The sequence below is a fragment of the Micromonospora sp. NBC_01796 genome, from assembly GCF_035917455.1.
GTDB lineage: Bacteria > Actinomycetota > Actinomycetes > Mycobacteriales > Micromonosporaceae > Micromonospora_G.
Genome location: NZ_CP109078.1, coordinates 2403506 through 2424512, shown reverse-complemented (window position 1 = coordinate 2424512; position 21007 = coordinate 2403506). Strand labels below are relative to the sequence as shown.

Annotated in this window: 17 protein-coding genes; 11 read left to right on the top strand and 6 right to left on the bottom strand. The window is 68.3% G+C overall.

The features are described from left to right. Positions 1–162 precede the first annotated feature (162 nt). Genes OIE47_RS11095 through OIE47_RS11085 form a run of 3 tightly spaced genes read left to right on the top strand, consistent with a single transcriptional unit; the run spans position 163 to position 1990 of the window. On the top strand, positions 163–501 hold the full coding sequence (locus OIE47_RS11095; protein WP_326561413.1) for a helix-turn-helix domain-containing protein: 339 nt from the start codon (positions 163–165) through the stop codon (positions 499–501). Positions 502–515: 14 nt separating this feature from the next. Next, positions 516–1379 (top strand): ImmA/IrrE family metallo-endopeptidase, encoded by an 864-nt coding sequence (locus OIE47_RS11090; protein ID WP_326561412.1) that lies wholly within the window; start codon positions 516–518, stop codon positions 1377–1379. Beyond that, positions 1376–1990 (top strand): hypothetical protein, encoded by a 615-nt coding sequence (locus tag OIE47_RS11085; RefSeq protein WP_326561411.1) that lies wholly within the window; start codon positions 1376–1378, stop codon positions 1988–1990. The genes OIE47_RS11090 and OIE47_RS11085 overlap by 4 nt, the downstream gene beginning before the upstream one ends. A gap of 34 nt (positions 1991–2024) precedes the next feature. Here OIE47_RS11085 and OIE47_RS11080 read toward each other — a convergent pair whose 3' ends face one another. Beyond that, a complete protein-coding gene (locus tag OIE47_RS11080; RefSeq protein ID WP_326561410.1) occupies positions 2025–2969 on the bottom strand; it encodes an alpha/beta fold hydrolase in 945 nt (314 codons plus the stop codon). Between the two features lie 136 nt (positions 2970–3105). Between OIE47_RS11080 and OIE47_RS11075 the strand changes: the two genes are divergently transcribed. Then, positions 3106–4260: a C45 family peptidase gene (locus OIE47_RS11075; RefSeq protein WP_326561409.1), complete on the top strand. Its 1155-nt coding sequence runs from the start codon at positions 3106–3108 to the stop codon at positions 4258–4260. 85 nt (positions 4261–4345) lie between these two features. Here the strand turns inward: OIE47_RS11075 and OIE47_RS11070 are convergent, their stop codons facing one another. Together OIE47_RS11070 and acs are read right to left on the bottom strand one after the other, a co-directional pair. Beyond that, positions 4346–6706 (bottom strand): immune inhibitor A domain-containing protein, encoded by a 2361-nt coding sequence (locus OIE47_RS11070; protein WP_326561408.1) that lies wholly within the window; start codon positions 6704–6706, stop codon positions 4346–4348. Between the two features lie 275 nt (positions 6707–6981). After that, complete coding sequence (gene acs, locus OIE47_RS11065) at positions 6982–8946, bottom strand: acetate--CoA ligase (protein WP_326561407.1); 1965 nt, start codon at positions 8944–8946, stop codon at positions 6982–6984. 233 nt (positions 8947–9179) lie between these two features. Here acs and OIE47_RS11060 point away from each other — a divergent pair, with 233 nt between their 5' ends. Beyond that, positions 9180–9926 carry an oxidoreductase gene (locus OIE47_RS11060; protein WP_326561406.1) on the top strand — a complete coding sequence of 249 codons (747 nt, stop codon included), beginning with the start codon at positions 9180–9182 and terminating at the stop codon, positions 9924–9926. A 2-nt stretch (positions 9927–9928) separates the two neighbouring features. On the opposite strand, the gene OIE47_RS11055 is transcribed toward OIE47_RS11060, so the two are convergent. Next, positions 9929–10738 (bottom strand): HAD family hydrolase, encoded by an 810-nt coding sequence (locus tag OIE47_RS11055; protein WP_326561405.1) that lies wholly within the window; start codon positions 10736–10738, stop codon positions 9929–9931. A 662-nt stretch (positions 10739–11400) separates the two neighbouring features. Here OIE47_RS11055 and OIE47_RS11050 point away from each other — a divergent pair. Beyond that, positions 11401–13407, top strand: a complete 2007-nt coding sequence (locus OIE47_RS11050) for a cell wall-binding repeat-containing protein (RefSeq protein ID WP_326561404.1) — start codon at positions 11401–11403, stop codon at positions 13405–13407. A gap of 131 nt (positions 13408–13538) precedes the next feature. Here the strand turns inward: OIE47_RS11050 and OIE47_RS11045 are convergent, their stop codons facing one another. Then, positions 13539–14591, bottom strand: a complete 1053-nt coding sequence (locus OIE47_RS11045) for an alpha/beta hydrolase (RefSeq protein WP_326561403.1) — start codon at positions 14589–14591, stop codon at positions 13539–13541. Positions 14592–14928: 337 nt separating this feature from the next. Between OIE47_RS11045 and ssd the strand changes: the two genes are divergently transcribed. The 5 genes from ssd (at position 14929) to OIE47_RS11020 (ending at position 19577) form a co-directional block, all read left to right on the top strand. Then, positions 14929–16011: a septum site-determining protein Ssd gene (ssd, locus tag OIE47_RS11040; RefSeq protein ID WP_326561402.1), complete on the top strand. Its 1083-nt coding sequence runs from the start codon at positions 14929–14931 to the stop codon at positions 16009–16011. 993 nt (positions 16012–17004) lie between these two features. Beyond that, positions 17005–17259, top strand: a complete 255-nt coding sequence (locus tag OIE47_RS11035; RefSeq protein ID WP_326561401.1) for a hypothetical protein — start codon at positions 17005–17007, stop codon at positions 17257–17259. Then, positions 17252–17629, top strand: a complete 378-nt coding sequence (locus OIE47_RS11030; RefSeq protein ID WP_326561400.1) for a hypothetical protein — start codon at positions 17252–17254, stop codon at positions 17627–17629. Before OIE47_RS11035 ends, OIE47_RS11030 begins: the two co-directional genes overlap by 8 nt. Then, the gene (locus tag OIE47_RS11025) at positions 17626–18558 is read left to right on the top strand and encodes a hypothetical protein (RefSeq protein WP_326561399.1); all 933 of its coding nucleotides are present in this window, start codon (positions 17626–17628) and stop codon (positions 18556–18558) included. The genes OIE47_RS11030 and OIE47_RS11025 overlap by 4 nt, the downstream gene beginning before the upstream one ends. Next, positions 18555–19577, top strand: coding sequence for an AAA family ATPase (locus OIE47_RS11020; protein ID WP_326561398.1), 1023 nt, complete (start codon positions 18555–18557; stop codon positions 19575–19577). Before OIE47_RS11025 ends, OIE47_RS11020 begins: the two co-directional genes overlap by 4 nt. Positions 19578–20238: 661 nt before the next feature. Here OIE47_RS11020 and OIE47_RS11015 read toward each other — a convergent pair. Next, complete coding sequence (locus tag OIE47_RS11015) at positions 20239–20955, bottom strand: hypothetical protein (protein ID WP_326561397.1); 717 nt, start codon at positions 20953–20955, stop codon at positions 20239–20241. Positions 20956–21007: the final 52 nt, after the last annotated feature.

The following is a 21007-nucleotide window of genomic DNA, read 5'->3' as shown; positions in this document are numbered from 1 at the left end:
ATCCCCGACGGGGTGGATCAATGCCTTGGGGATAACGTCCGACCTGCTCTGCCACGGATCGGACGTCGAGATTGAGGATCGGGTCGAGGCTTGCGGGGTGTACGAGCACCGGTGTAGACTGAATCACGGGAATTGATCATGATTCAGTGCTGGGGGTGGGTCGTGAGCAGGGTGGACGTGGGTGCGTCAATTGAGCGTGCCCGGGCGGCCGCAGGTCTGAGTCAGCGTGCTCTCGCGGACAGGACTGGCATTTCCCAGCCGACCCTGTCGCGGATCATCTCGGGCGACCGTGCGGCAAAGATGCCCGAGATCGTGTCGATCGCATGGGCCACCGGGCACACGGTGGCTCAGCTCACCGGGGCGCAGACCGTGGCCGACCGAGCCCAGTGTGCGGCCAGGGCCACCAACGGCTCGGGCATGGAAGACATGCGTCAGGCACTTCTGCATTTCCTGGAACTGGACGATTACCTAGCCGAGCAGGCAATTCCTGCCGCTAACTGACTTGGTGAGAGACCGTGAATGCTGAAGCCGACGGCTGTAGCGCTGCCGAACGGTTCCGGAAAGACCACCGCTTGGGCGTACAGCCTCTTGGTGACCTCGTAGCGATCATCGAGCAGACGACCGGGATCGATGTGGCCGTGCTCGACGCGGGGCCGGACGAGCACGGCCTGACGATGCGGGACCCGAAGCGGGACACCATGTTCATCGGTGTCGCGCGTACCCGTAATCCGATGCGGCAACGCTTCACGCTTGCTCACGAACTCGGTCACGTCCAGTTCAGGGATTGGGCGGAGGTCGACGCGGGCAACTGGAGCGATCGGTCGCCGGCCGAGGTCCGGGCCGACGTCTTCGCCAGACATCTGCTTCTCCCTGTGGACGGCCTGCGGGAATTCCTCGGGGAGGGAGACCAGGTAACCCGGTCCACCCTCTCCGGGGTCGTCCAGCGATTCCTGGTCTCGCCCGCCGTCGCTGCCATCGCGCTGCACCAGGACGGATACCTCGACGTGGCCACGAAGAGGGAATGGATGACCCTGTCCACGGCTCAGTTGGCTGTCCGCTTCGGGTGGATCGATCAATATCACGCGTTGCAGGCCGACTCCGACAGGCGGAGGGCGCCACAACGGCTGCTCGCCCGTGCGACCAGGGGGTACGCGGAGGGCGTGCTATCCGCACAGGCGATCGCCACCTTGCGCGGCATCGCGGTGGAAACCGCTGAAGCGGAGCTTCGGTCGGCGGGGATCGCGCCCGCCGAGAGTCCGATCGCCTGGGCCGACCCAGCCGAACTGCCCGACGTGCCGGTGGACTGGGTGGCGCTGGATGCGGACCTGAGTGCATCGGACGAGCCTCAGGACCCGGCGGCCGAGACCGACGCACGATGAGCCAACGGCCGATCATCGACGCCGGACCCAGCCTGAACTTCTTTTCGATCAACAAGGAGCGGCTCCTCATCGGAGTTCTCGGGGCGCTCAGTGCCCCCGAGACGGTCCAGGCCGAGGTAATGCGCAAGTCCCAGGAGGACAGGCGCTTCCGCGCTGCCGCAACGGTTTGGCGCAAGTTGTCCCCACGCTGGCTCCAGATACTCTCCGACGACGAGACACCCGAGCTTTCCGCAGTCGTTCACCGGATTACCCAGCAACCCATGCAACAGCGGCTGAGGCAGCCAAGAGATCTGGGCGAGATGATGGTCGTGGCGCATGCTGTCGTCGCCGCCGAGGCGGGCGAGACGATGACGGTGCTCATTGACGACGGGTCCGGCGCGCGGATCGCCACCCGCGAAGCGGGGCGCCTGCAGCGACTTCGCGCTCAAGGTCGTGCGGTGGGATCGATCAAGCTGGTGAGCACGCTGACAGTTCTGGAGCGCGCGGCAGGCAGCGTGCACATGCCGGACAAGGCCACGATGCACGACGTTTATCAGCGGCTCCGCGGCCTCGACGACGGTCTACCGCCGATTGACACGACGAACCTCTTGACGTCCGCTCGCTGGCGGTGAACCGGGGCCTATGCGCAGTGGGGAGTCCGAGGCGTCAGGACTTGGCCCAGCGGAGGATTTCGCCTAGGACGAGGTCGGGTGCTTCGAGGTGGGGGAAGTGGCCCACGTCGTCCAGGAGGCGCCACTCGTACGCGGCGGTGACGTAGCGGCTGGAGCCCTGGGCGGTACGCGGCAGCACGCCCCGGTCCAGCGCGCCGTGCAGTTGCAGGGTCGGCGTGACCAGCGGCTTCTGCATCAGCCGGACGAACCGGTAGCCCTGCAACCGCAGCACCGAACGGAACGCCCAGCGGTAGCCCTCCAGTGCGCAGAACGCCGCCTGCGGGATCTGCATCGCCTCCCGGCACCGCTGCGCGTACGCCTCGAACGAGTCGCCGGCCACCCACCGCTCGCCGCCCAACCGGCGCAGGAACTCGCCGGCCAGGGCGGCGTTGTCCCTGGTCAGCACGTGTTCGTAGCGGGGGAGCTGGAACTTCAGCGTGGGCGTCGAGGCGAGGAACTGACCACGCGGGTCGGCGAAGACGGCCGTACGCAGCCGCAGCGGATGCGGTGCGCCGAGCACCACCAGCCGCCGGACCAGGCCCGGATGGAACGCGGCGGTGGTCCAACCGACCATTCCCCCGAAACCGGCACCCACCACCACGGCGGAACGTTCACCGAGCGACCGGATCAGTCCGGCCACGTCGGCGGCGAGCGTGTAGCCGTCGTACCCCCGGGGTGGCTTGTCGCTCGCACCGTAACCGCGCAGATCCACGGCGACCGCCCGGTAGCCGGCGTCCGCGACGGCGGGCAGCATCTCGTGCCAGGCCCACCAGAACTCCGGAAAGCCGTGCAGGAAAAGGACCAGCGGACCGCTGCCCGCCTCGACCACATGGAACCTGCTGCCGTTCGCGCCGACGAAGCGATGCGTCCACGGCCCGTCCACCAGCACCCGGGATTCGTCGACGACCGGCTTGCGGCCACCGCCTCGCTGATCGCTCATGTCGCACAGCCTAGGCCCCGGACCTGCGCCTGCGTCCCGTACGGCGGGACAGTTCAGGGGATCGTCGGGGATGTCACGGAAACGGGGCCGGATTTTCCGGGTGAACGTCTTCGACCGATCCGGATATGGTGCGGACATGATTTCCGCTGACGACGGAACCTTTTCCTACCTGCCCGTGCCGGTGATCCGGGTGCAGGGCACACCCGAGTACTGCGGCTTCGAGTACGGCGTTGCCGCCCAGGCGCTGATCGGGGCCAACCTGGACCTCTACCTGCGCAGGTTCCGGGTCGAGGCGGGACTCGACCTGGCGGCGGTTCGCACCGCCGGTGACGCGTTCCGGCGTACGACCGTCGAGCTGCACCCTCGGGTGGCGCAGATGCTCGACGGGGTGGCCGAGGGCGCCGGGGTCGGGGTGGGCGAGATCTACGCGCTGAACGCCCGTACCGAGCTGATCTACGGGAGCACGACCGCGCCGGCCGTGGTGGACGGTCGCGACGGCGGTTGCACCGCGGCCGGGGTTCTCGGCACCCACACCGCCAGCGGGAACCTGCTGCTCGGGCAGAACTGGGACTGGCATCCGGACCAGCGGGAGGCGATGGTGCTGCTCGCCACCCGTGACGAGCGGGGGTTGACCGTACTCGCCCTGGCCGAGGCGGGCATGCTGGCGAAGACCGGGCTCAACTCGGCCGGTGTCGGGGTCTGCGTCAACATGCTCGGCTGCGACCGGGACGGCCTGCCGACCGACGGTACGCCGCCCGGGGTGCCGTACCACGTGCTCCTGCGGGCCGCGCTGGAGGCGGACAGCCTGGCCGGGGCGTTCAAGGCGGCGATGCGGGGCACCCGGAACAGTTCCATCAACCTGCTCCTCGGCCAGGCCGGCGAGTCCGGTGGCGAGCTGATCGACCTGGAGTTGGTGCCGGGTGACGCCGGCTGGCTGCATCCGGTCGACGGGGTGCTGACGCACGCCAACCACCTGGAGTCCGGCGTACGCGTGCACGACACCATGAAGGACTACGGCGGCTCGTCCATGTTCCGTTCGGCGCGTGCCCGGCGACTGCTCGGACCCGCCGCCCTTGCGGGCAAGGTCACCGAGGACGACCTGGCCGAACTCTTCGGCGACCACGCCAGTTTCCCGCACGCCATCTGCCGGCACGTGGACGAGCGCGACGCGGTGGCGGACCGGTCCGAGACCGTCTACTCGGTCCTGCTCGACCTGGACGACCTGCGGCTCGGGATCGCCGCCGGACCGCCGTGCGGCCACGAGTACGGCTGGCTCAGCCTGACCCGCTGACCGGCCTCGACGACGAGCAGGGCCGGTGCCGCGGTACGCGGCACCGGCCCTGTGGTTCTCAACCGGTGGTTCTACCTGACGGAGGTCAGCGCCGAGGGGTGCTCACCTTGATCAGGCTGGTACCGATCGGCATGCCCAGCTCCAGCACAACCTCGATCTTGGTGCCGGTGCCGGCAACCTTGACCGAGCCGGTCGGGTTCGCCGCGGACCAGTAGCGGTTCGGGTCCGAGTCGTCGAAGGTCGGGATGCCCGGCTTCGACGGGATCGCCAGCGGAACCCCGAGGCGGTGCAGGGTGAGCGCGTCCGTCTTCTGCCGCCCGAAGGTGGCGTCGAACGGCTGCCGGCGGTTGGCCAGCAGGCACAGCCCCTGCGGGTTGTACGGAGTCACGGCGCAGGTGCCCGGCCACGCGATCGGGGCCGGCCGAGCGTCGATCGGCAACACCAGACCCTGACCCGGGTGGGTCGAGGTGTTGTTGTCCTCCTGGCTGTAGTCGACCTGCCAGATCAGCAGACCGTCCTGGTACGGGAAGCGCTCCACCCAGTCCGGCTTCGTGGTCGACCAACCGAAGTTGTACGGGCCGACCTTGAGCCCCTTGTCGTAACCGATGTACTGCCGGTTCTCCGCGATGTAGAAACGCGGCACCTGCTCGTCCACGGTCCCGCCGAAGCGGCTCCAGCCGGCCGGGGTCCAGCCGTTGTCACCGGACTCGACGTCGTCGCTCCACGCCACCGCGCCGTTCTTCAACAGCTTGATGTCGTCGAGGAAGGCGCCGGCCAGGTGGTAACCGCCGTCGCTGTAGTAACGGAACCGGAACTTGACCGACTGACCGGCCCACGGGGACAGGTCCCAGCTCAGGTCCTGCCAGCCACCGGAGTTCGCGTCGATCCGGTCACCGACCTGGATCCAGCTCTCCCCACCGTCGGCCGACACCTGGGCGAAGAGGAAGTCGTAACCCTCTTCGATGTCGTACCAGGCCTTGGTGGTCAGCGAGGCCGTGGTGGCGCCGGTCAGGTCGAGGTCCCTGGTCAGTTTGATGTCCAGGTCGTCGGCGCTGCCGGTCCACCACTCGTACTGTCCGGAGGTGGGCTTGTTGTACTCGATGTACTTCCGGGCGGTGGGCAGGTTGACCACCACGGCCTGCGGCAGCAGCCCGTCGTTGTCACCCGCCGGGCCGAGGATCTCGTACTTCGCCCCGTCGCCCTGGTTGACCACCTTGTAGTCCAGCCAGCCGAGGGTCAGCTTCTCCCACGGGCCCATGTAGCCCGGAGTGGAGCCGATGTTGTCGCCGCCCTTGTTCAGCCACGACCCACCGGACATCAGCGACCAGAAACCGGTGCCGTTCTCGGCACGGTTGGTGGTGTCGTACAGGTCCGGCAGACCGAGGTCGTGGCCGAACTCGTGCGCGAACACGCCCAGGCCACCGTTCTCCGGCTCGGTGGTGTAGTCACCGATCCAGATCCCGGAGTCGCCCAGCGGCACGCCGCCCCGCTCGTTGTACGACGGGCCGGTGTCGCCCATCCGGGTCGGGTACGCGTACCAGCGGTGCGACCAGATCGCGTCCTCACCCTGGGCACCGCCGCCGGCCTCTTCGCCCTCACCGGCGTGGATCGCCTGGAAGTGGTCGATGTAGCCGTCCGACTCGTTGAAGTTGCCGTCGCCGTCGAAGTCGTACCGGTCCCAGATGTCGAACTGCTTCAGGTACTCGGTGATCTGGGCCTTGGTCTTGCCGGCCGCGAGCTGCGAGTCGTACCACGCCTGGGCGGTGTCCTCGACGAACGGCCAGTAGACCTCGCCCTCGGACTCCACGACATTGTTGCTGCCGTAACGCGCCTCGTTGTACGGCACGGTGACCCAGTCGCTGACGTCGCCACCGACGGTGTACTTGCCCCCGGACTGGTCCAGGTAGAAGGAGGCCATGGACTCCTTCTTCTTGGAGTACATGAGGTCCAGGTAGCTCTGGCGGTTGAAGTTCTCCTGCCAGATGGTGGAGTTGTTGTCGGTGGCGTCGCCGTTCCAGACCCGGTCCGGTTCGGCGATCTCGTTGTGCTTCGGGCCCGCGTCGCCGCCGTAGAGCGGGTTCACCTGGTCGCCGAACTCCACCAGGATGGAGAAGATGGGGTCGACCTTGGCCGGCTTCTTCTTCACCTCGACCCAGCGGTTGCCCTTGACCTTGACGACCTCGGAGCCGTTGCGCTGCTGCGGTGCCGACTTGCCGGAAAGCAGGTCGGCGATCGCCTCGCGACGCAGGGCGTCCTGCTGGTCACCGAGCGGGTGGGGCAGGTTGTCCTCGCGGTGTACCGCAGTGGGGTCCCCATCGGCGCCGGTTACCCGTGCGGACGACGTGGGCGACGGCTTGGGTGCGCCGTACGCCGGGACGGAAACGAAACCAGCCGCCAGGACGGCTGCGGCAACGCTCGCCATGCCTGCTTTGACGTCTCTCCTCAAAGGGTCCTCCTCCCTTCGTGGAATGTGACAGGAACTCGGCGCAGGGCGCGACACCTGTCACTCATGATCGTGACTACCTTTGCAGATCGATGCACCGATGTCACGAGTTGGAGATCGATGGTGCTGCGATGTTTACCCGGACTCACGCCGGGTGGGGCAAGTCGTCGGAATGTGCAGTCCGTTAAATCGATCAACTTGACAGGAACCGGACCACCGTACGGAAATGGGCGCGGCCCCTCGCGGAGCCGCGCCCATCCGGGTCTTTCCCTTGCCGGTCAGTCCTCGTCGGACTTGCCGGACTGCAACCCCGAGGAAATCATTTCCATTACCGAGGAGTCCTGAAGCGTGGTGACGTCACCGAGGGAGCGGTTCTCGGCCACGTCCCGTAGCAACCGGCGCATGATTTTGCCGGACCGGGTCTTCGGCAGCTCCGGTACGAGCATGATCTGCCGCGGCTTCGCGATCGGCCCGAGCGTACGGGCGACGTGGTTGCGTAGTTCGACGATGAGCGCCTCGCCGGCCTCGCCCGCGGTGTCGACGTTGCCGCGCGGGATGGTGAACGCCACGATCGCCTGACCGGTGGTCGGATCGGTGGCCCCGACCACCGCCGCCTCGGCCACCGATGGGTGCGAGACGAGCGCCGACTCGACCTCGGTGGTGGAGATGTTGTGCCCGGACACGAGCATGACGTCGTCCACCCGACCGAGCAGCCACAGGTGCCCGTCGTTGTCCTTCTTCGCCCCGTCACCGGCGAAGTACATCCCCTGGAACCGGGACCAGTACGTCTCGATGAACCGGTCGTCGTCGCCCCAGATGGTGCGCAGCATCGACGGCCACGGCTCACGCAGCACCAGGTAACCGCCACCGCCGTTCGGCACCGACTCGCCCTGGTCGTCGACCACGTCGGCGGTGATCCCCGGCAGCGGGGACATGGCGCTGCCCGGCTTGGTGGCGGTCACCCCCGGCAGCGGCGAGATCATGATGGCGCCGGTCTCGGTCTGCCACCAGGTGTCGACGATCGGGGACCTGTCCCGGCCGACGTGCTCCCGGTACCACATCCAGGCCTCGGGGTTGATCGGCTCACCGACGCTGCCGAGCACCCGCAGCGACGACAGGTCGTAACCCTGCGGGATGTCGTCGCCCCACTTCATCATGGTGCGGATCAGCGTCGGGGCGGTGTAGAGGATGCTGACGCCGTACTTGTCGACGATCTCCCAGAACCGGCCCTTGTGCGGGGTGTCCGGGGTGCCCTCGTACATGACCTGGGTGGCGCCGTTGGCGAGCGGCCCGTACACGATGTAGGAGTGCCCGGTGACCCAGCCGATGTCGGCCGTGCACCAGTAGACGTCCGTCTCCGGCTTCAGGTCGAACACCGCGTGATGGGTGTACGCCGCCTGGGTCAGGTAACCCCCGGTGGTGTGCAGGATGCCCTTCGGGCGGGCGGTCGTACCGCTGGTGTAGAGGATGAACAGCGGGTGCTCGGCGTCGAACGCCTCGGCGGTGTGCTCGGTCGAGGCGGTCTCCACCGTCTCGTGCCACCAGTGGTCCTTGTCGGTCCAGGCCACCTCCTGCCCGGTACGCCGGACCACCAGCACGTGCTCGATGGTCGAGGAGGCGGCGACCGCCTCGTCCACCGTCGGCTTCAGCGCGGACGGCTTGCCCCGCCGGTAACCACCGTCGGCGGTGATCACGACCTTGGCGCTCGCGTCCTGGATCCGGTTGCCGAGGGCGTCGGCGGAGAAGCCACCGAAGACGACGCTGTGGGTGGCGCCGATCCGGGCGCAGGCCAGCATCGCGACCGCGGCCTCGGGGATCATCGGCAGGTAGATCGCGACCCGGTCACCGGCGGTGACGCCCAGGTCGGTCAGCGCGTTCGCCGCCTGGCAGGTGAGTTGGTGCAGGTCGGCGTAGGTGAGGGTGCGGGTGTCGCCGGGCTCGCCCTCCCAGTGGATGGCGACCTTGTCACCGCGACCGGCGGCCACGTGCCGGTCGAGGCAGTTGTAGGCGACGTTGAGCTCCCCGCCGACGAACCACTTGGCGAACGGCGGGTTCGACCAGTCCAGGATCTGGTCCCACGGCTTGGCCCAGTCCAGCCGGCGGGCCTGTTCCGCCCAGAAGGCGAGCCGGTCGTCGGCGGCCTCGGTGTAGGCGGCGGCGGTGACGTTGGCGGCGGCGGCCAGTTCCGCCGGGGGCGGGAACTCCCGCGTCTCCTGCAACAGGTTCGCCAGGGTCTCGCTCATGCGCGGTGCTCGCTCATCTGCTCGCTCATCGGTGGGGCTCCTCGTGGTCAGCGTGAGATGCGTCTCGGTAGGAGGTTAACGGCGCCCTCACCGGTGGTGCGAGCGCTGGTCGGGTCGCTGGGCCGTCCGGCGCGCCGAGTGAACGCCGTCGAGCGCCGGCCGGTCCGCCCCCGGTCGGGGGCTGTGGCCCGGCTGCCGCGCCCGGCCGCCCGGCGGGTCGCTAGCGTGGGGTCGTGACCACCGACCCGCTCGCCCCGCTGCTCACCCTCGCCGACGTCGGGCCCGCCGTCGACCGGGCCCGCGAGCGGGTCGACCAGGCCCTGCGACACCGCGCGTTGCGCCGGCACGGTGGCCAGGTCGCGGCCGAGATCAGCCTCCGGTCCGCGGTGGCCAGCGCCGCCCTGGAGGGGTACGAGCACGAGCGCGAAGCCGTACGCGCCGGCACGGTCACCGACCCGGTGCTCCAGGGTGCGCTGCGGGTGGCCGGGGCGCTGCCCGGACTTGCCGACCTGTGGACCCGGGCGCCCCGGCAGGTGCTGGCCAAGCTGCACGTGCTCGCCGCCCGGGACGTGGTCCCGGAGCACGAACTCGGCCGCCCGGTCGCCGACCCGGCGGCCGGTGCCCGGCTGGACGGACTGGCCGGGTTGCTGACCGGCGGGACGAAGGTGGATCCGCTGGTCCTGGCCGCCGTCGTGCACGGCGAACTGCTCGCCCTGCGCCCGTTCGCCGGGCCGTCCGGGGTGGTGGCCCGAGCCGCCGCCCGACTGACCCTGCTCGCCAGCGGGTTCGACCCGCGCGGCCTGGTCGCGGTCGACGTGGGTCACCAGGAGCGTTCCCCCGAGTACGTCGGCGCGGCCGGCGCCTTCGCCACCGGTACGCCGGACGGGGTCCGTTCCTGGCTGCGGCACTACGCGACGGCGGTGGAGATCGGCGCCGAGCAGGTCGCCCTGGTCGGCGACGAGGTCCTCGCCGCCGCCTGAGATCAGCTCTTCTGAGCGGAGGTGGCGCGGGTCCGGCGGTGGCGGCCGTACCAGGCGATGCCGATCGCGACCCCGACTCCGACCCCGAGCGCGGCGGCGGCCACCGGCACGGCCGGTTTGTCCCGCAGCCGGCGACCCAGCGGCACCGGGTGCCGGAACTCCAGCACCGGCCAGGCGTTCTCGGTGGCGAGCTTGCGCAGGGCCCGGTCCGGGTTGACCGCCGTGGGGTGCCCGACACACTCCAGCAGCGGGCGGTCACTGATCGAGTCGGAGTACGCATACGACTCGGCGAGGTCGTAACCACGCGCCTCGGCAAGCTCGGCCACGCCGCTGACCTTGGCCGCACCGGCGGCGTAGAACTCCACCTCGCCGCTGTAGCGCCCGTCCCGGACCGCCATCCGGGTGGCTATCACGTCGGTCACACCGAGCAGTTCACCGATCGGGCGGACCAGTTCGTCACCCGAGGCGGAAACCAGCACCACGTCCCGACCGGCAGCCTGGTGCTCCTCGATCAGGGCGGCGGCTTCGGCGTACACGTAGGGGTTGATCAACTCGTGCAGGGTCTCCGCGACGATCTGGCGGACCTGTTCGACCGGCCAGCCCTTGGTGAGCGCGGCCAGGTAGTCCCGGGTACGCGCCATCGTCTGGTCGTTCATCCCGCCGAGCCGGAACATCAGCTGGGCGTACGCGGACTTGACGACGTCCCGACGCGAGATCAGACCGTCCCGGTAGAACGGCCTGCCGAACGCCAGCGCGCTCGACTTCGCGATGACGGTCTTGTCCAGATCGAAAAAAGCGGCACTTCGGCCCACGGCGCGCAAGTCTAGCCGGATGGTCTATGGTCGGCGGGTGCGCGGGGTCACCCGGCCGGCTGTGGCCCCGGACACCCTGGTCCCGGGGCTGCCGGCGGTGAGCGTGATCACGTCGGACCGCCGTGGTTTTGCGGTGAGTGGAGAGTGCGCCACTCGACGTATACAGGTCCGCTCAGGCATGCTTGTATTCACGACACACTTTCATATCCCGTGTGCCCGGCAGCTCTCGGCGGTTGCACCCCCCGTGACCGCTGAGTGGGTTCGGCTCGACCCCCCCGGAGCCGAACCCCCAGACGACCCCCGTCTCCCCCCGACGGGGGTCGTCGCCTATCCGGGATAGCGCCTTCAGTCAGATCGGGTCAGCCCTTCGTCCCCGTCCGGATCATCCTCCCGTCGGTTCCGTCCGACCGAGGCGGCGGTGCGGCGGTCCGGCCTGCGGGCGCCGTGGGTCGCGGAACCGCAGGCCGGCCCCGGTGGTCCGGTCGACGGTGGCTCGACGGACGGGTGCGACGGCAGGGGACCCGGCGGCGAACGCAAGATCAAAGGGGCAGCGCGGTTGGCCCACAATGCCTACGCTGATTGGCGCGGTGTCGCCGGCACGGGTGGCGGGATGCTTCCCACCGGACTCCTGCACCGCACATCTATCGGGGAGGCACATCTTCTTGTCCACATCCCATCTGCGTCGAATCGTCAGCGTCGCCGCTGCTGCCGCAGTGGTCACGCCCCTACTCACCAGCACGGCCGCCCAGGCTGCTCCGGGTGACGAGCACATCACGTACCAGGTCGCCAACGGGTCGACCTACATCGCCAATGTGGACGGGTCGAACGCACGTCTGCTCAGCACCGGGATCATCGGCCGACCGGCCTGGTCCCGGGACGGCAGCCGGATCGCGTACATCAACAACACCGGTAGCGGCCTGCACATCGCCAACGCCGACATGTCCCGCGTCGTCGACATCCCGAACCTGAGCGGTCGCCCGCTCGACGTGGCCTGGTGGCCGAGCGGTAGCGACGTGCTCTACACGACGCCGGACTACCGGATCAGGTTCCAGGGTGTGGACGGCCTGACCAACGAGGGCGAGTTGCCCGGTCTGGTACGGGCAGACGGCGAGCAGGACTCCCAGCCGTCGGTGTCGCTGGGCGGAAACGTCGCCTTCACCCGCCGTACCGCAGCCGGCGTCTCCACCGTGCGGGTCTGGTCGCGGAGCACCGCCACCACGGCGCAGGTGGCGTCGAACGCGGCCAGCGCGGCGTTCTCGCCGGACGGGAGCCGACTCGCCTACGTGCTCGGCGGTAGCCAGGTCTGGGTGTCCAACCCGGACGGAACCGGTGCGCAGCAGGTGACCACCGAGCCGCAGAGTGCCCTCCGCCCGGCCTGGTCGGCGGATGGCAGCAGCCTGCTGTTCGAGAGCGGCCGGGCGCTGAAGAAGATCAACGTTGCCTCCCGGACGGTGACCACGGTGGTGCCGGACGACGGTGTCAACACCGTGTCCAACGCGACCTGGCAGTCGGTCGGCATCAACTTCGTCGACCGGGTCTACGGCCCGAACGCGATCGGGACCGGGGTGGCGGCCTCCCGTTACGCCTACGCCGACCGTGGCAACGTCAACGACCCGCGCGGGCGGCAGCAGGCCAACGCGGTCGTGCTGACCCGGTCCGACGCCTACTACGACGCGCTCGCCGGCTCGGCACTCGCCATCAGCAAGCGTGCTCCGTTGCTGATCACGCCGACCGCAGCCCTTCCGGCGGAGGTCCTCAACGAGATCAGGCGGGTGCTCGGCAACTCGGGCACCATCTACGTCCTCGGTGGGGCTGACGCGGTCTCGAACAACATCAGCAACCAGTTGGCCGGACTGGGCTACACCATCAAGCGGATCGCCGGCACCAACATGTTCGACACCAACATCCGGATCAACCGGGAGATCACCACCACCCCCCGGACGGTCATCGTCGCCACCGGTCTCGACTTCTACGACGCGTTGGCGGCGGGTGCGGTCGCCGGCCTGGATCCCAACACGGTCATCGTCCTCAGCACCGGTAACACCCTGCCGGCGGTGGCGCTGAACTACCTGAACGAGATCGACCCCGTGGATCCCCTGGTCAACATCGTGGGTGTCGGCGGCTGGGGAGCCACCGCGCTGCAGACCCACTGGGAAAACGTGACCCTGTGGGCCGACTACCCGTTCTACCGCGGGTTCGACCTGATCGGACCGAGCGCCATCCACACCGCGGTGATGGTCGCGCAGGCGTTCTTCTACGGTCCGGTGACGGCCTCGGTCGCCACCTCGGACAGCTGGTTCGACGCCCTCACCGGCGGTGCCATGGCCGGGGCGATCGGTGGTCCGATGCTGATCAACTGGAAGGACTCCCTCAACTCCGAGGTGAGCAACTACCTCAGCACCAACGCCTCGAGCCTGGCCGTGGTCCAGCTCCTGGGCAGCAACAACTCGCTCGCCGATTCGCTCATCGCGCCGATCGGCGACTCGATCGGGCTGCCGGGCACCTCCCTGTACGGCGAGTTCACGTCCACCTCCTCCAGCAGCTCGGCCCGCTCCCTCGCGGCGCGCCCGACCTCGCTGCTGGAGCCGACCCTTCCGACGCTGGGCAGCAAGGCGGCCTCGGCCGACTCGGTGCCGGGTGTCACCCCGCGGGTAGCCAGCCAGCGGTAACGCAACAGCACCAACCCTTGACGGGGCTCCGGGCACTCTGCCCGGGGCCCCGTCGCTCTTGTGACGCACGGATGGCGGGGCGCCGCCCCGGTCGTCCGGTGGACCGGGGCGGCGCCTGCGTATCCGGGCGGTCAGTGGGTGGTGTGCAGCGCCGTACGCAGTGTCTGGGCGCCCTGTGCGGTGGCGGCGCGGGCGGCACTCGTCGTGGCCAGCGTGTCGAGCATGACGAAGTCGTGGATCATGCCCTGGTAGCGGACCTGGGCGACCGGTACGCCGGCCTGGCGCAGCTTGGCCGCGTACGCCTCGCCCTCGTCGCGCAGCGGGTCGGCTTCCTCGGTGATGATCAGCGCGGGTGGCAGGCCCCGGAGCTGGTCGATGCTGGCCTGCAACGGTGAGGCGGTCGGGTCGCCACGCCTGGCGGTGTCCGGCAGGTACTGGTCCCAGAACCACATCATCTGGTCCCGCCGCAGGTAGTAGCCGCTGTCGAATTCCCGGTAGCTGTCGGTGTCGAAGTCCGCGTTCGTGACCGGGTACCAGAGCACCTGGTGACGGAACTGCGGACCGCCCCGCTGCTTCGCCAGCAGGGTGATCACGGCGGCGAGGTTCGCGCCGGACGAGTCCGCGGCGATCGCGATCCGGGACGGGTCAAGACCGAACTCCGCGCCCTGCTCGCTGATCCACTCCGCTACCGCGTAACACTCCTCCAACGCCGTGGGGAAGGGCGCCTCCGGCGAGCGGCTGTACTCCGGAAAGACCACGGCCGCGTCCGCCTGGACAGCGATCTCCCGGATCAGCCGGTCGTGGGTGAACGAGTCACCGAAGACCCATCCGCCGCCGTGGAGGTAGAGGATGACCGGCATACCGCCCTGCTGACCGCCGCGCGAACGCATCATGTCCTGCGCGAGTCCGCGTACCCGGTCGGTCAGTCTGTTCCCGTTGTCCGATCCGCCGCCGCTGCCCGGGGGCCGCACGATCCGTACGGGGACCTGGCCGGAGGGGCCGCCGGGAACCATCAGGTTCTCCGAGTCGACAGCCGGTTTGGCGATGCCACTGGACTGCAGATCGGTGAGTTTCTCGCGGCCATCGCTGGGCGGGATCTGGTGCAGGAAGGGCGGCTGCGAGGTCATCCGGGCGAACTCCCGCGCGGCGGGCTCGAGTACGACGGTGCCGACTGCCTGAGCCATGGTCGCTCCTCTCACGCAGCGGTGGACCTGCTGCGGTGGCGGCTGCTCTTCGAGGTGCGTACCCGAATTCGGGGGGTCTACCGGGCGGGTGGTCGATGTCCCGGTGATCCGCCGATGGAGGCGCGACTTTGGCGACCCGGCTTGTGGATCAACTCGACTCCCTGTCCGGTTTGCCGCCGGAAGTCCGAGCTTTCATAGCAGATCAAGGCCGTCCTCGGGCGTTTTCCACAGGCGGCCCGGTTATCCACAGGCAGGGCCGGAGGTGGGGACGGGGACACGCCGGCCGGTTCAGGGTGTGTCGGTCACCCCGTACCGACGCCCGCCGCTGGAGACCGCGATGCCACCCCGTACCCCTGTCCAACCCGGACCCCGCCTGCCGCTGGTCCTGACCTCGGACGGTGACCTGCTCGACGAACTGCTCCAACTCGCCGCGGCCGGCGGCACGGAGGTCGAGGTGGTAGCCGACCCGGCCGCCGCCCGCTCCCGCTGGGCCGCCGCGCCGCTCGTCATGGTCGGCACCGACCAGGCGCAGTCCTGCCTGCGGGCGCGACTTCCGCGCCGCCCGAGGGTGGTGCTGGTCGGCCGGTCCGGTCCGGGTGATCCCGGCTGGGAACTGGCCGAGCTGATCGGCGCCGAGCACGTCGCCATGCTGCCGGCGGCGCAACCGTGGTTGGTGGACCGCTTCGCCGAGGGCGTACCCGGATCGTCCGCCGCCGCACCCGGACGGGTGGTCGCGGTGATCGGTGGCCGGGGCGGCGCCGGCGCGAGCGTGCTGGCCGGCGGGCTCGCGGTGACCGCCGCGCGGGGCGGGCTGCGCACCCTGCTGGTCGACGCCGACCCGCTCGGCGGCGGGCTCGACCTGGTGCTCGGCTGGGAGCAGCTCGAAGGGCTCCGCTGGCCCGCCCTGACCGAGGTCGACGGACGGGTCGACGCACCGGCGCTGGTCCGGGCCCTGCCCAGCCGAGGTGACCTGGTGATGCTCTCCTGGGACCGGGGTGACCTGTTCAACCTGCCGGCCGAGGCGATGGCCGCCACCATGGACGCCGGTCGCCGTGGCCGCGACCTGGTCATCGTCGACCTGCCACGCCAGCTCGACGACGCTGCCGTGATCGCGTTGCAGGCCGCCGACCGGGCCTTTGTCGTGGTACCGGCCGAACTGCGGGCAACCGCCGCGGCGGCCCGTGTGGTCACCGCGGCCAGCCTGCACTGCGCCGAGCTGTCGGTGATCGTGCGCGGGCCGGCGCCCGGCCGGCTCAAGGCCCGTGAGGTGACCCATTGCACGAAACCCGTCACCCCGCATCTGCGTCGACTGCATCCTGCTTGGGCTTGGCTGATGGAATCGCTCGGGGCCGGCGTTGTGTTCCTACTCGACTCCTTGGCCAGGGACGAGTTCGGAACAGCTCGGCCACCGCCTCGATGAGTACGGCACGCTCGGACGGCTTCGTATCCCGCAGAGCGATGAGGAGGGCGGCAATCTTGGCGCCAGCGTAGATCGTTGTGCTGGCGGCCACCGTGAGAGCAGCGTAAATCGTGAGCAAGGGGGCACCTCCGACAGCTCACGCCGCGTACCCGCTGGAAGCGCCCTCGTATGGGCTACTCGTGCCAGCAGGACGCATGGGTTGGGTGACTGTCGGAGGTCTCTTCCGTCACTGACCAGGGCGCTGGGCCCTGAGGTGACCGATGGTGCCGGGTTTCTTCCCCGGCTGGACCGGAGTTCCACCGTGCTGACGGCACCACCGTCGGGGAATACTCCCCTCCTTGTGTCCGAGCATGACACACCGTGGGCGCGGCAACAACCAGTGCGATGGATGTGCCCCGAGTGTGGCCGGGACGGCTGGGCTGACCGCTCTGAGGTGGCCCCAGAGACGTTGGCACGGGTTGGGGGTGGTGCGACCGTGCCCGACCCGTACGGACGGCTACGGAACGCTCACTCATGATCAGGGCTCTGTTCGGTCGGGTAACATGATTGGCAAGCACGCACCGTATCGGGGTCACCCAACGGGCAAGTCGTGCCGGACACTGTGGCTCCCGTCCACAACCGAGACAAACCGGGAACCTGCACCACGTGAGTCGGACCATGCCCCGTCCGGATTTCTGTGGCCGCAGGTTCCTTTGCTGTCTCGGACGGGGCGTGGAAGGAACCACAGATGAGATCCACTAGTCGGCACGGCCGGCAGAGTAAAGCGATCGGGGCTCTTGCCGAACACGGGCGATCGATCGTCGAGACGGCCCGAGAGATCGGGGTGAACGAAAACCACCTGAAGAACGTCCTTCAAGGCCGGACGCACCCCTGCGATCGGTGCCGGACTTCGTTGCCCAAGCTGTTGGGCATCCCCCTGTCGAAGCTGTTCACCCCAGGGATTCTGGCCACCCCGTACCAGCCCCACCTGGACCCCCGGAAGGCGGTCCGGTCATGAGCGCCCGGCAGGACGACGGGTTCCGCCAAGCGCTGCGAAAGCTGGCGACCAAGCGGCCGGTGGACTTCCGGCACGATGCGATCCTGCACGCTCCCGAGCGTGAGTGGTACCGGCCGAAGAATGCGCGTGAGGTCGCGGTACAGCACGCGGTCCGGTCGGCCCGTGCGCAGGGGTTGCCCGACAAGGTCCAGGACCAATCCCTGATCAGCCGTGCCGCTGCACTGTTCCAGGGCGGTGCTTCCCGTGGCTGAACAGGATGAGGCCCGCCCCCATGGCAGGGAGGACGGGCACTCGGGAAAGGCTTCAGCCGGGTCATCATCGCATGGTGGTGGCGAGCCGCGTGCGAAGCGACCGACCCCGCCGCCGTTCGTCGTGGTGCTCTTCCGGATGGGGAGGCGCGAGCGGCAGGCGTTGATCCCTCACCTCGATGACGACTCGTACATGAGCATTGCCCTCTGGTCGATGATCACCGTGCAAAGCCTGGCCGAGCTGGAGGACTGGCGACGGGAACTCCTTCCGAAGCTCCAGAACGACCCCGAGTACCGCCGCCTGTTCAAGCGCATCTATCACGCTATGGGTGACTACTTCCTTGAAATCGAGTTCGGTGGTGACCCGTCGTGATCGACAAAGACCAGGTCAACGCCTGGCTCCGGATGGTGGACCCGACGGCAACGCTGTGGGTGGGTGTGGGCCAGAAGCCCGACGGTGGCTTCTTCGCCGCCCCGGAACCATCCACGATGCCGGTAGCGCGGGTGTTCGACTACTTCTCCAAGTTCAACGCGGCCAAGACGCACATGTTCGTCTGCCCGGCACCGAGGCCGGCAGGGGCGAGGCGGAAGAAGGGCACGGCGGCACTGTCACATGTGATCTGGTCTGACTTCGACGCGTCGCCGGAGCGTCCCGAACTGATCGTGCCGGACAAGCTCAGGGACCACACCCGGCTAGTGCCGTCGGGGCGGCCTGGCAACTTCCATGTGTACGTGCCGCTGTCTCGGCCGGTCAGGAAGCCGGAGAACATCTCGTTGCTCAACTGGCTGTTGACGAAGGCCATCCACGGCGACGCCAAGTGGTCCGACGACTCGTTGCTTCGGCTGCCAGGGTCGATCAACCCTAAGACCGGTGCGCGGGTCGGCCCGATACCAGCCGTCGGCAGGCGGACCCAGATCCATCCACAGGCGTTGCTGGACATGCTCCGGGAGTACGCCGGAGGGATGGACCTCCGGAACCTTCGGGACATGCTGGGGGTGACTGGTGGCCGATCCGAACCCATGCGGGTCATCGCGCTGACGACAGCCGAACGGCGGGAGCTGATGGCGCGGCTGCCATCGAAGACCCGAAGCATCCTACGGTCCAACATGTTGCGGACCAAGGGTGACATCTCCCGGACGTTCTACGGGTTCTGGCGTGACTTCTACGCGGCCGGTCTGACGATCGACCAGACGTACGCGCTGATGCAGCACTTCGAACCCGCGACCACCGACTACGCCGAACGGCTGGACGAGGACTTGCCTCGCTGCTGGGCGAAATACGAGAAGGCGGCCCAGCGATGACCGACGACGACTTGGCGTTCGAGGAGATCGAGGACGTGATGTCGGACAAGCTGGGGCGGGTTCTCACCCTGGCGGACATCCACGCGCTCCCACCGCCCGAACCGCTGATCGAGGGCGCGCTTGGGTTCCGCTCGGCAGTGATCATGGTCGGAGCGACGGGCAGTAACAAGACGTTTGCTGTCATCGGCATGGGGTGCTCGGTGGCGACCGGTAAGCCGTGGCTCGGTCACCACGTGGCCATGACCGGTCACGTGATCTTCGTCGTAGGTGAAGGCGCCTACGGGCTTGGCGGTCGAATCGCTGCGTGGGAAGAGGAGAACGAAGCCAAGTTGAACCCGGAGATGGTGACCTTCGTTCTGAAGCCCGCCAGCCTGAAGGATCCGATCTTCTGGGAGGCGTTGACGAAGCTGGCCGTCGACCGTGATGCCGTGCTCGTCGTGCTGGACACGTTCTCGTCTCTGGCACCGGAGGCCGACGAGACGAAGGACGCCGCGCCGGTCATGAGATACCTGTCGGACCTGTCGATGGACATCGACGGGACGGCGGTGCTGGTGCACCACACCGGATGGGGACCCCAGAACCGCGCCCGAGGTGGATCACAGTTCGAGAGCAACGCCGACGAGGTCATCGTCTTGGAGAAACAGGAACCGGACAACCCCGAGACGTTGGTGTGCATCCGACGCAAGAAGGTCAAGGAGGGGCCAGCGGGGGCGGAGACCTGGGTTCGCCGTGTCCCGGTCGGCCGGTCAGCGGTGCTGGAAGTCGCGGACGTCCCGGCCAGCGAGAAGGGACCACGCCCGGCCATGCGGAAGGAAATCCTGACGCTCGTGACCGCCGAGCCGTGGCAGCACACCAAGACCGATGTCCGGGCGCGGGTCGGTGGCAAGCCAACGATCTTCAACGAGGTGTGGAACCAGTTGACCGGCATGCCCACACCGAGCATCGTCGCGCGGTCGGTCAAGCGTGACGGCGACCGCCAAGAATCCGAGCGGTGGGGACCGCCGCGACGTGAGGAATAAAGGGAACGAACTCAATCCCGGACACGGTAGGCCGACTTCGTTCCCATAGGAAGGGAACGCAGGGGAACGAACTCGTATTTCCGCACGTCAAGCGCCATTTGCCAGGGAACGAACTGGGGAACCGGCACAAGACGACGGCGGGGGAACGGGTTCGTTCCCCGTTCCCGTTGTGTATGGGGGGAACGAAGTCACGAACTCGACCCCACGAGATGCGCGGCTACGGATTGCCGCCATACCGTCCGGTCGACGGATGGGGGAACGCAATGAAGCTGAACGGGCATGTGTGGTTGTTGGTCGTGCCGGCAGCAATCGTCCTGGTCGTGTGCGGTGTGGTCTGCGGTTAGCGGGGCCATCCGTAACAAGGCGGGACCTACGCCGAACCTGAAATGGCAACATGAACATCCGTCCGGGGTCGTATGCGTGGGCCGGGAAGGCAGTCCAGGTGGCCACAGAGGGAGTGGGGCATCCAATCGCGGGGGTTTGTCGCGTGTGGGTGCCCCATCGTCTTAGAAACGAACTGAACGGGTTCTGTCCCACCGACCACACGCACCCCGTTAGCCGCGCATCCGGTGACCCCGCGAGGGTGGGTGTGGTCCGTTTAGCTTGCGCCGCTTTGGTGCGCTATGCGGAGACACCATAATTGCCGTTATGTGGAGAAGTGCTACGCCAAGCTGTCCAACCAGGCGCACACAAGGTCCCCGATGAATTGCCGGCCCTGTGGAAGCGTCATGGTCCGCGTTGGGGGTAGAGCGCCATCCGGGCGTGCGTGTCGTGCGTCGGCTCCGCTGACGTCTGGCCGATTGGCCGATCCGGTGAACGCCTTCAGTTCGGCCTTGGTGGCCAGTCCCGATTTCTCTAGCTTGGTCGGCCTCACGGCATCGCGGACGATCTCGTAGACCTTGTACAGCTCGACCCATCCGAGCGGGGTGGGTTGACCCATGAGGGCCAGCGCTTCCGCAACGTCCGGATGTGTGGCTGCCAGTGCGGCACGCCGGGGGCCAGGCGGTGGGGGTGGGGGCAGAACCGTCCCATCGGGTCGGGTCACCCGCCCGACGGCCTTCGCCCGGAAGGCACCCAATCGCGCCTCGGCCGTGCCCACGATTACGACGGTGGCCTTGCGGTCCCCATCCTGGTAGCGCCCGTTCAGCCTGACCGCCCGGAAGCCTGGGTTGTGTGCCCGCCCCAGTCCGTTGACCGTCCGGACCACGTCACGGGCGGCCTCGTAATACGGCACCCCGGCCGGTCGATTGTCGATCTTTGTGGCAGACAGGTAGTACCCGTCGTCGTCCTTCGCTACCCGGATGTCTCCATCGGGCAACAGGTCGACCAGATCTTCAAGGTCAATCTCATCGCCGTCAAGCCACGCCTTCACCTTCACGCCGCGCAGCCTACAACTCGACACCGACAATGGCCTTCCTGACAAGCTCGGG

Coding starts and splice junctions, on each gene's coding strand:
- OIE47_RS11085 (WP_326561411.1), top strand. CDS start 1,376: ATGAGCCAACGGCCGATCATCGACGCCGGACCCAGCCTGAACTTCTTT.
- OIE47_RS11080 (WP_326561410.1), bottom strand. CDS start 2,969: ATGAGCGATCAGCGAGGCGGTGGCCGCAAGCCGGTCGTCGACGAATCC.
- OIE47_RS11075 (WP_326561409.1), top strand. CDS start 3,106: ATGATTTCCGCTGACGACGGAACCTTTTCCTACCTGCCCGTGCCGGTG.
- acs (WP_326561407.1), bottom strand. CDS start 8,946: ATGAGCGAGACCCTGGCGAACCTGTTGCAGGAGACGCGGGAGTTCCCG.
- OIE47_RS11045 (WP_326561403.1), bottom strand. CDS start 14,591: ATGGCTCAGGCAGTCGGCACCGTCGTACTCGAGCCCGCCGCGCGGGAG.
- ssd (WP_326561402.1), top strand. CDS start 14,929: ATGCCACCCCGTACCCCTGTCCAACCCGGACCCCGCCTGCCGCTGGTC.
- OIE47_RS11035 (WP_326561401.1), top strand. CDS start 17,005: ATGAGCGCCCGGCAGGACGACGGGTTCCGCCAAGCGCTGCGAAAGCTG.
- OIE47_RS11020 (WP_326561398.1), top strand. CDS start 18,555: ATGACCGACGACGACTTGGCGTTCGAGGAGATCGAGGACGTGATGTCG.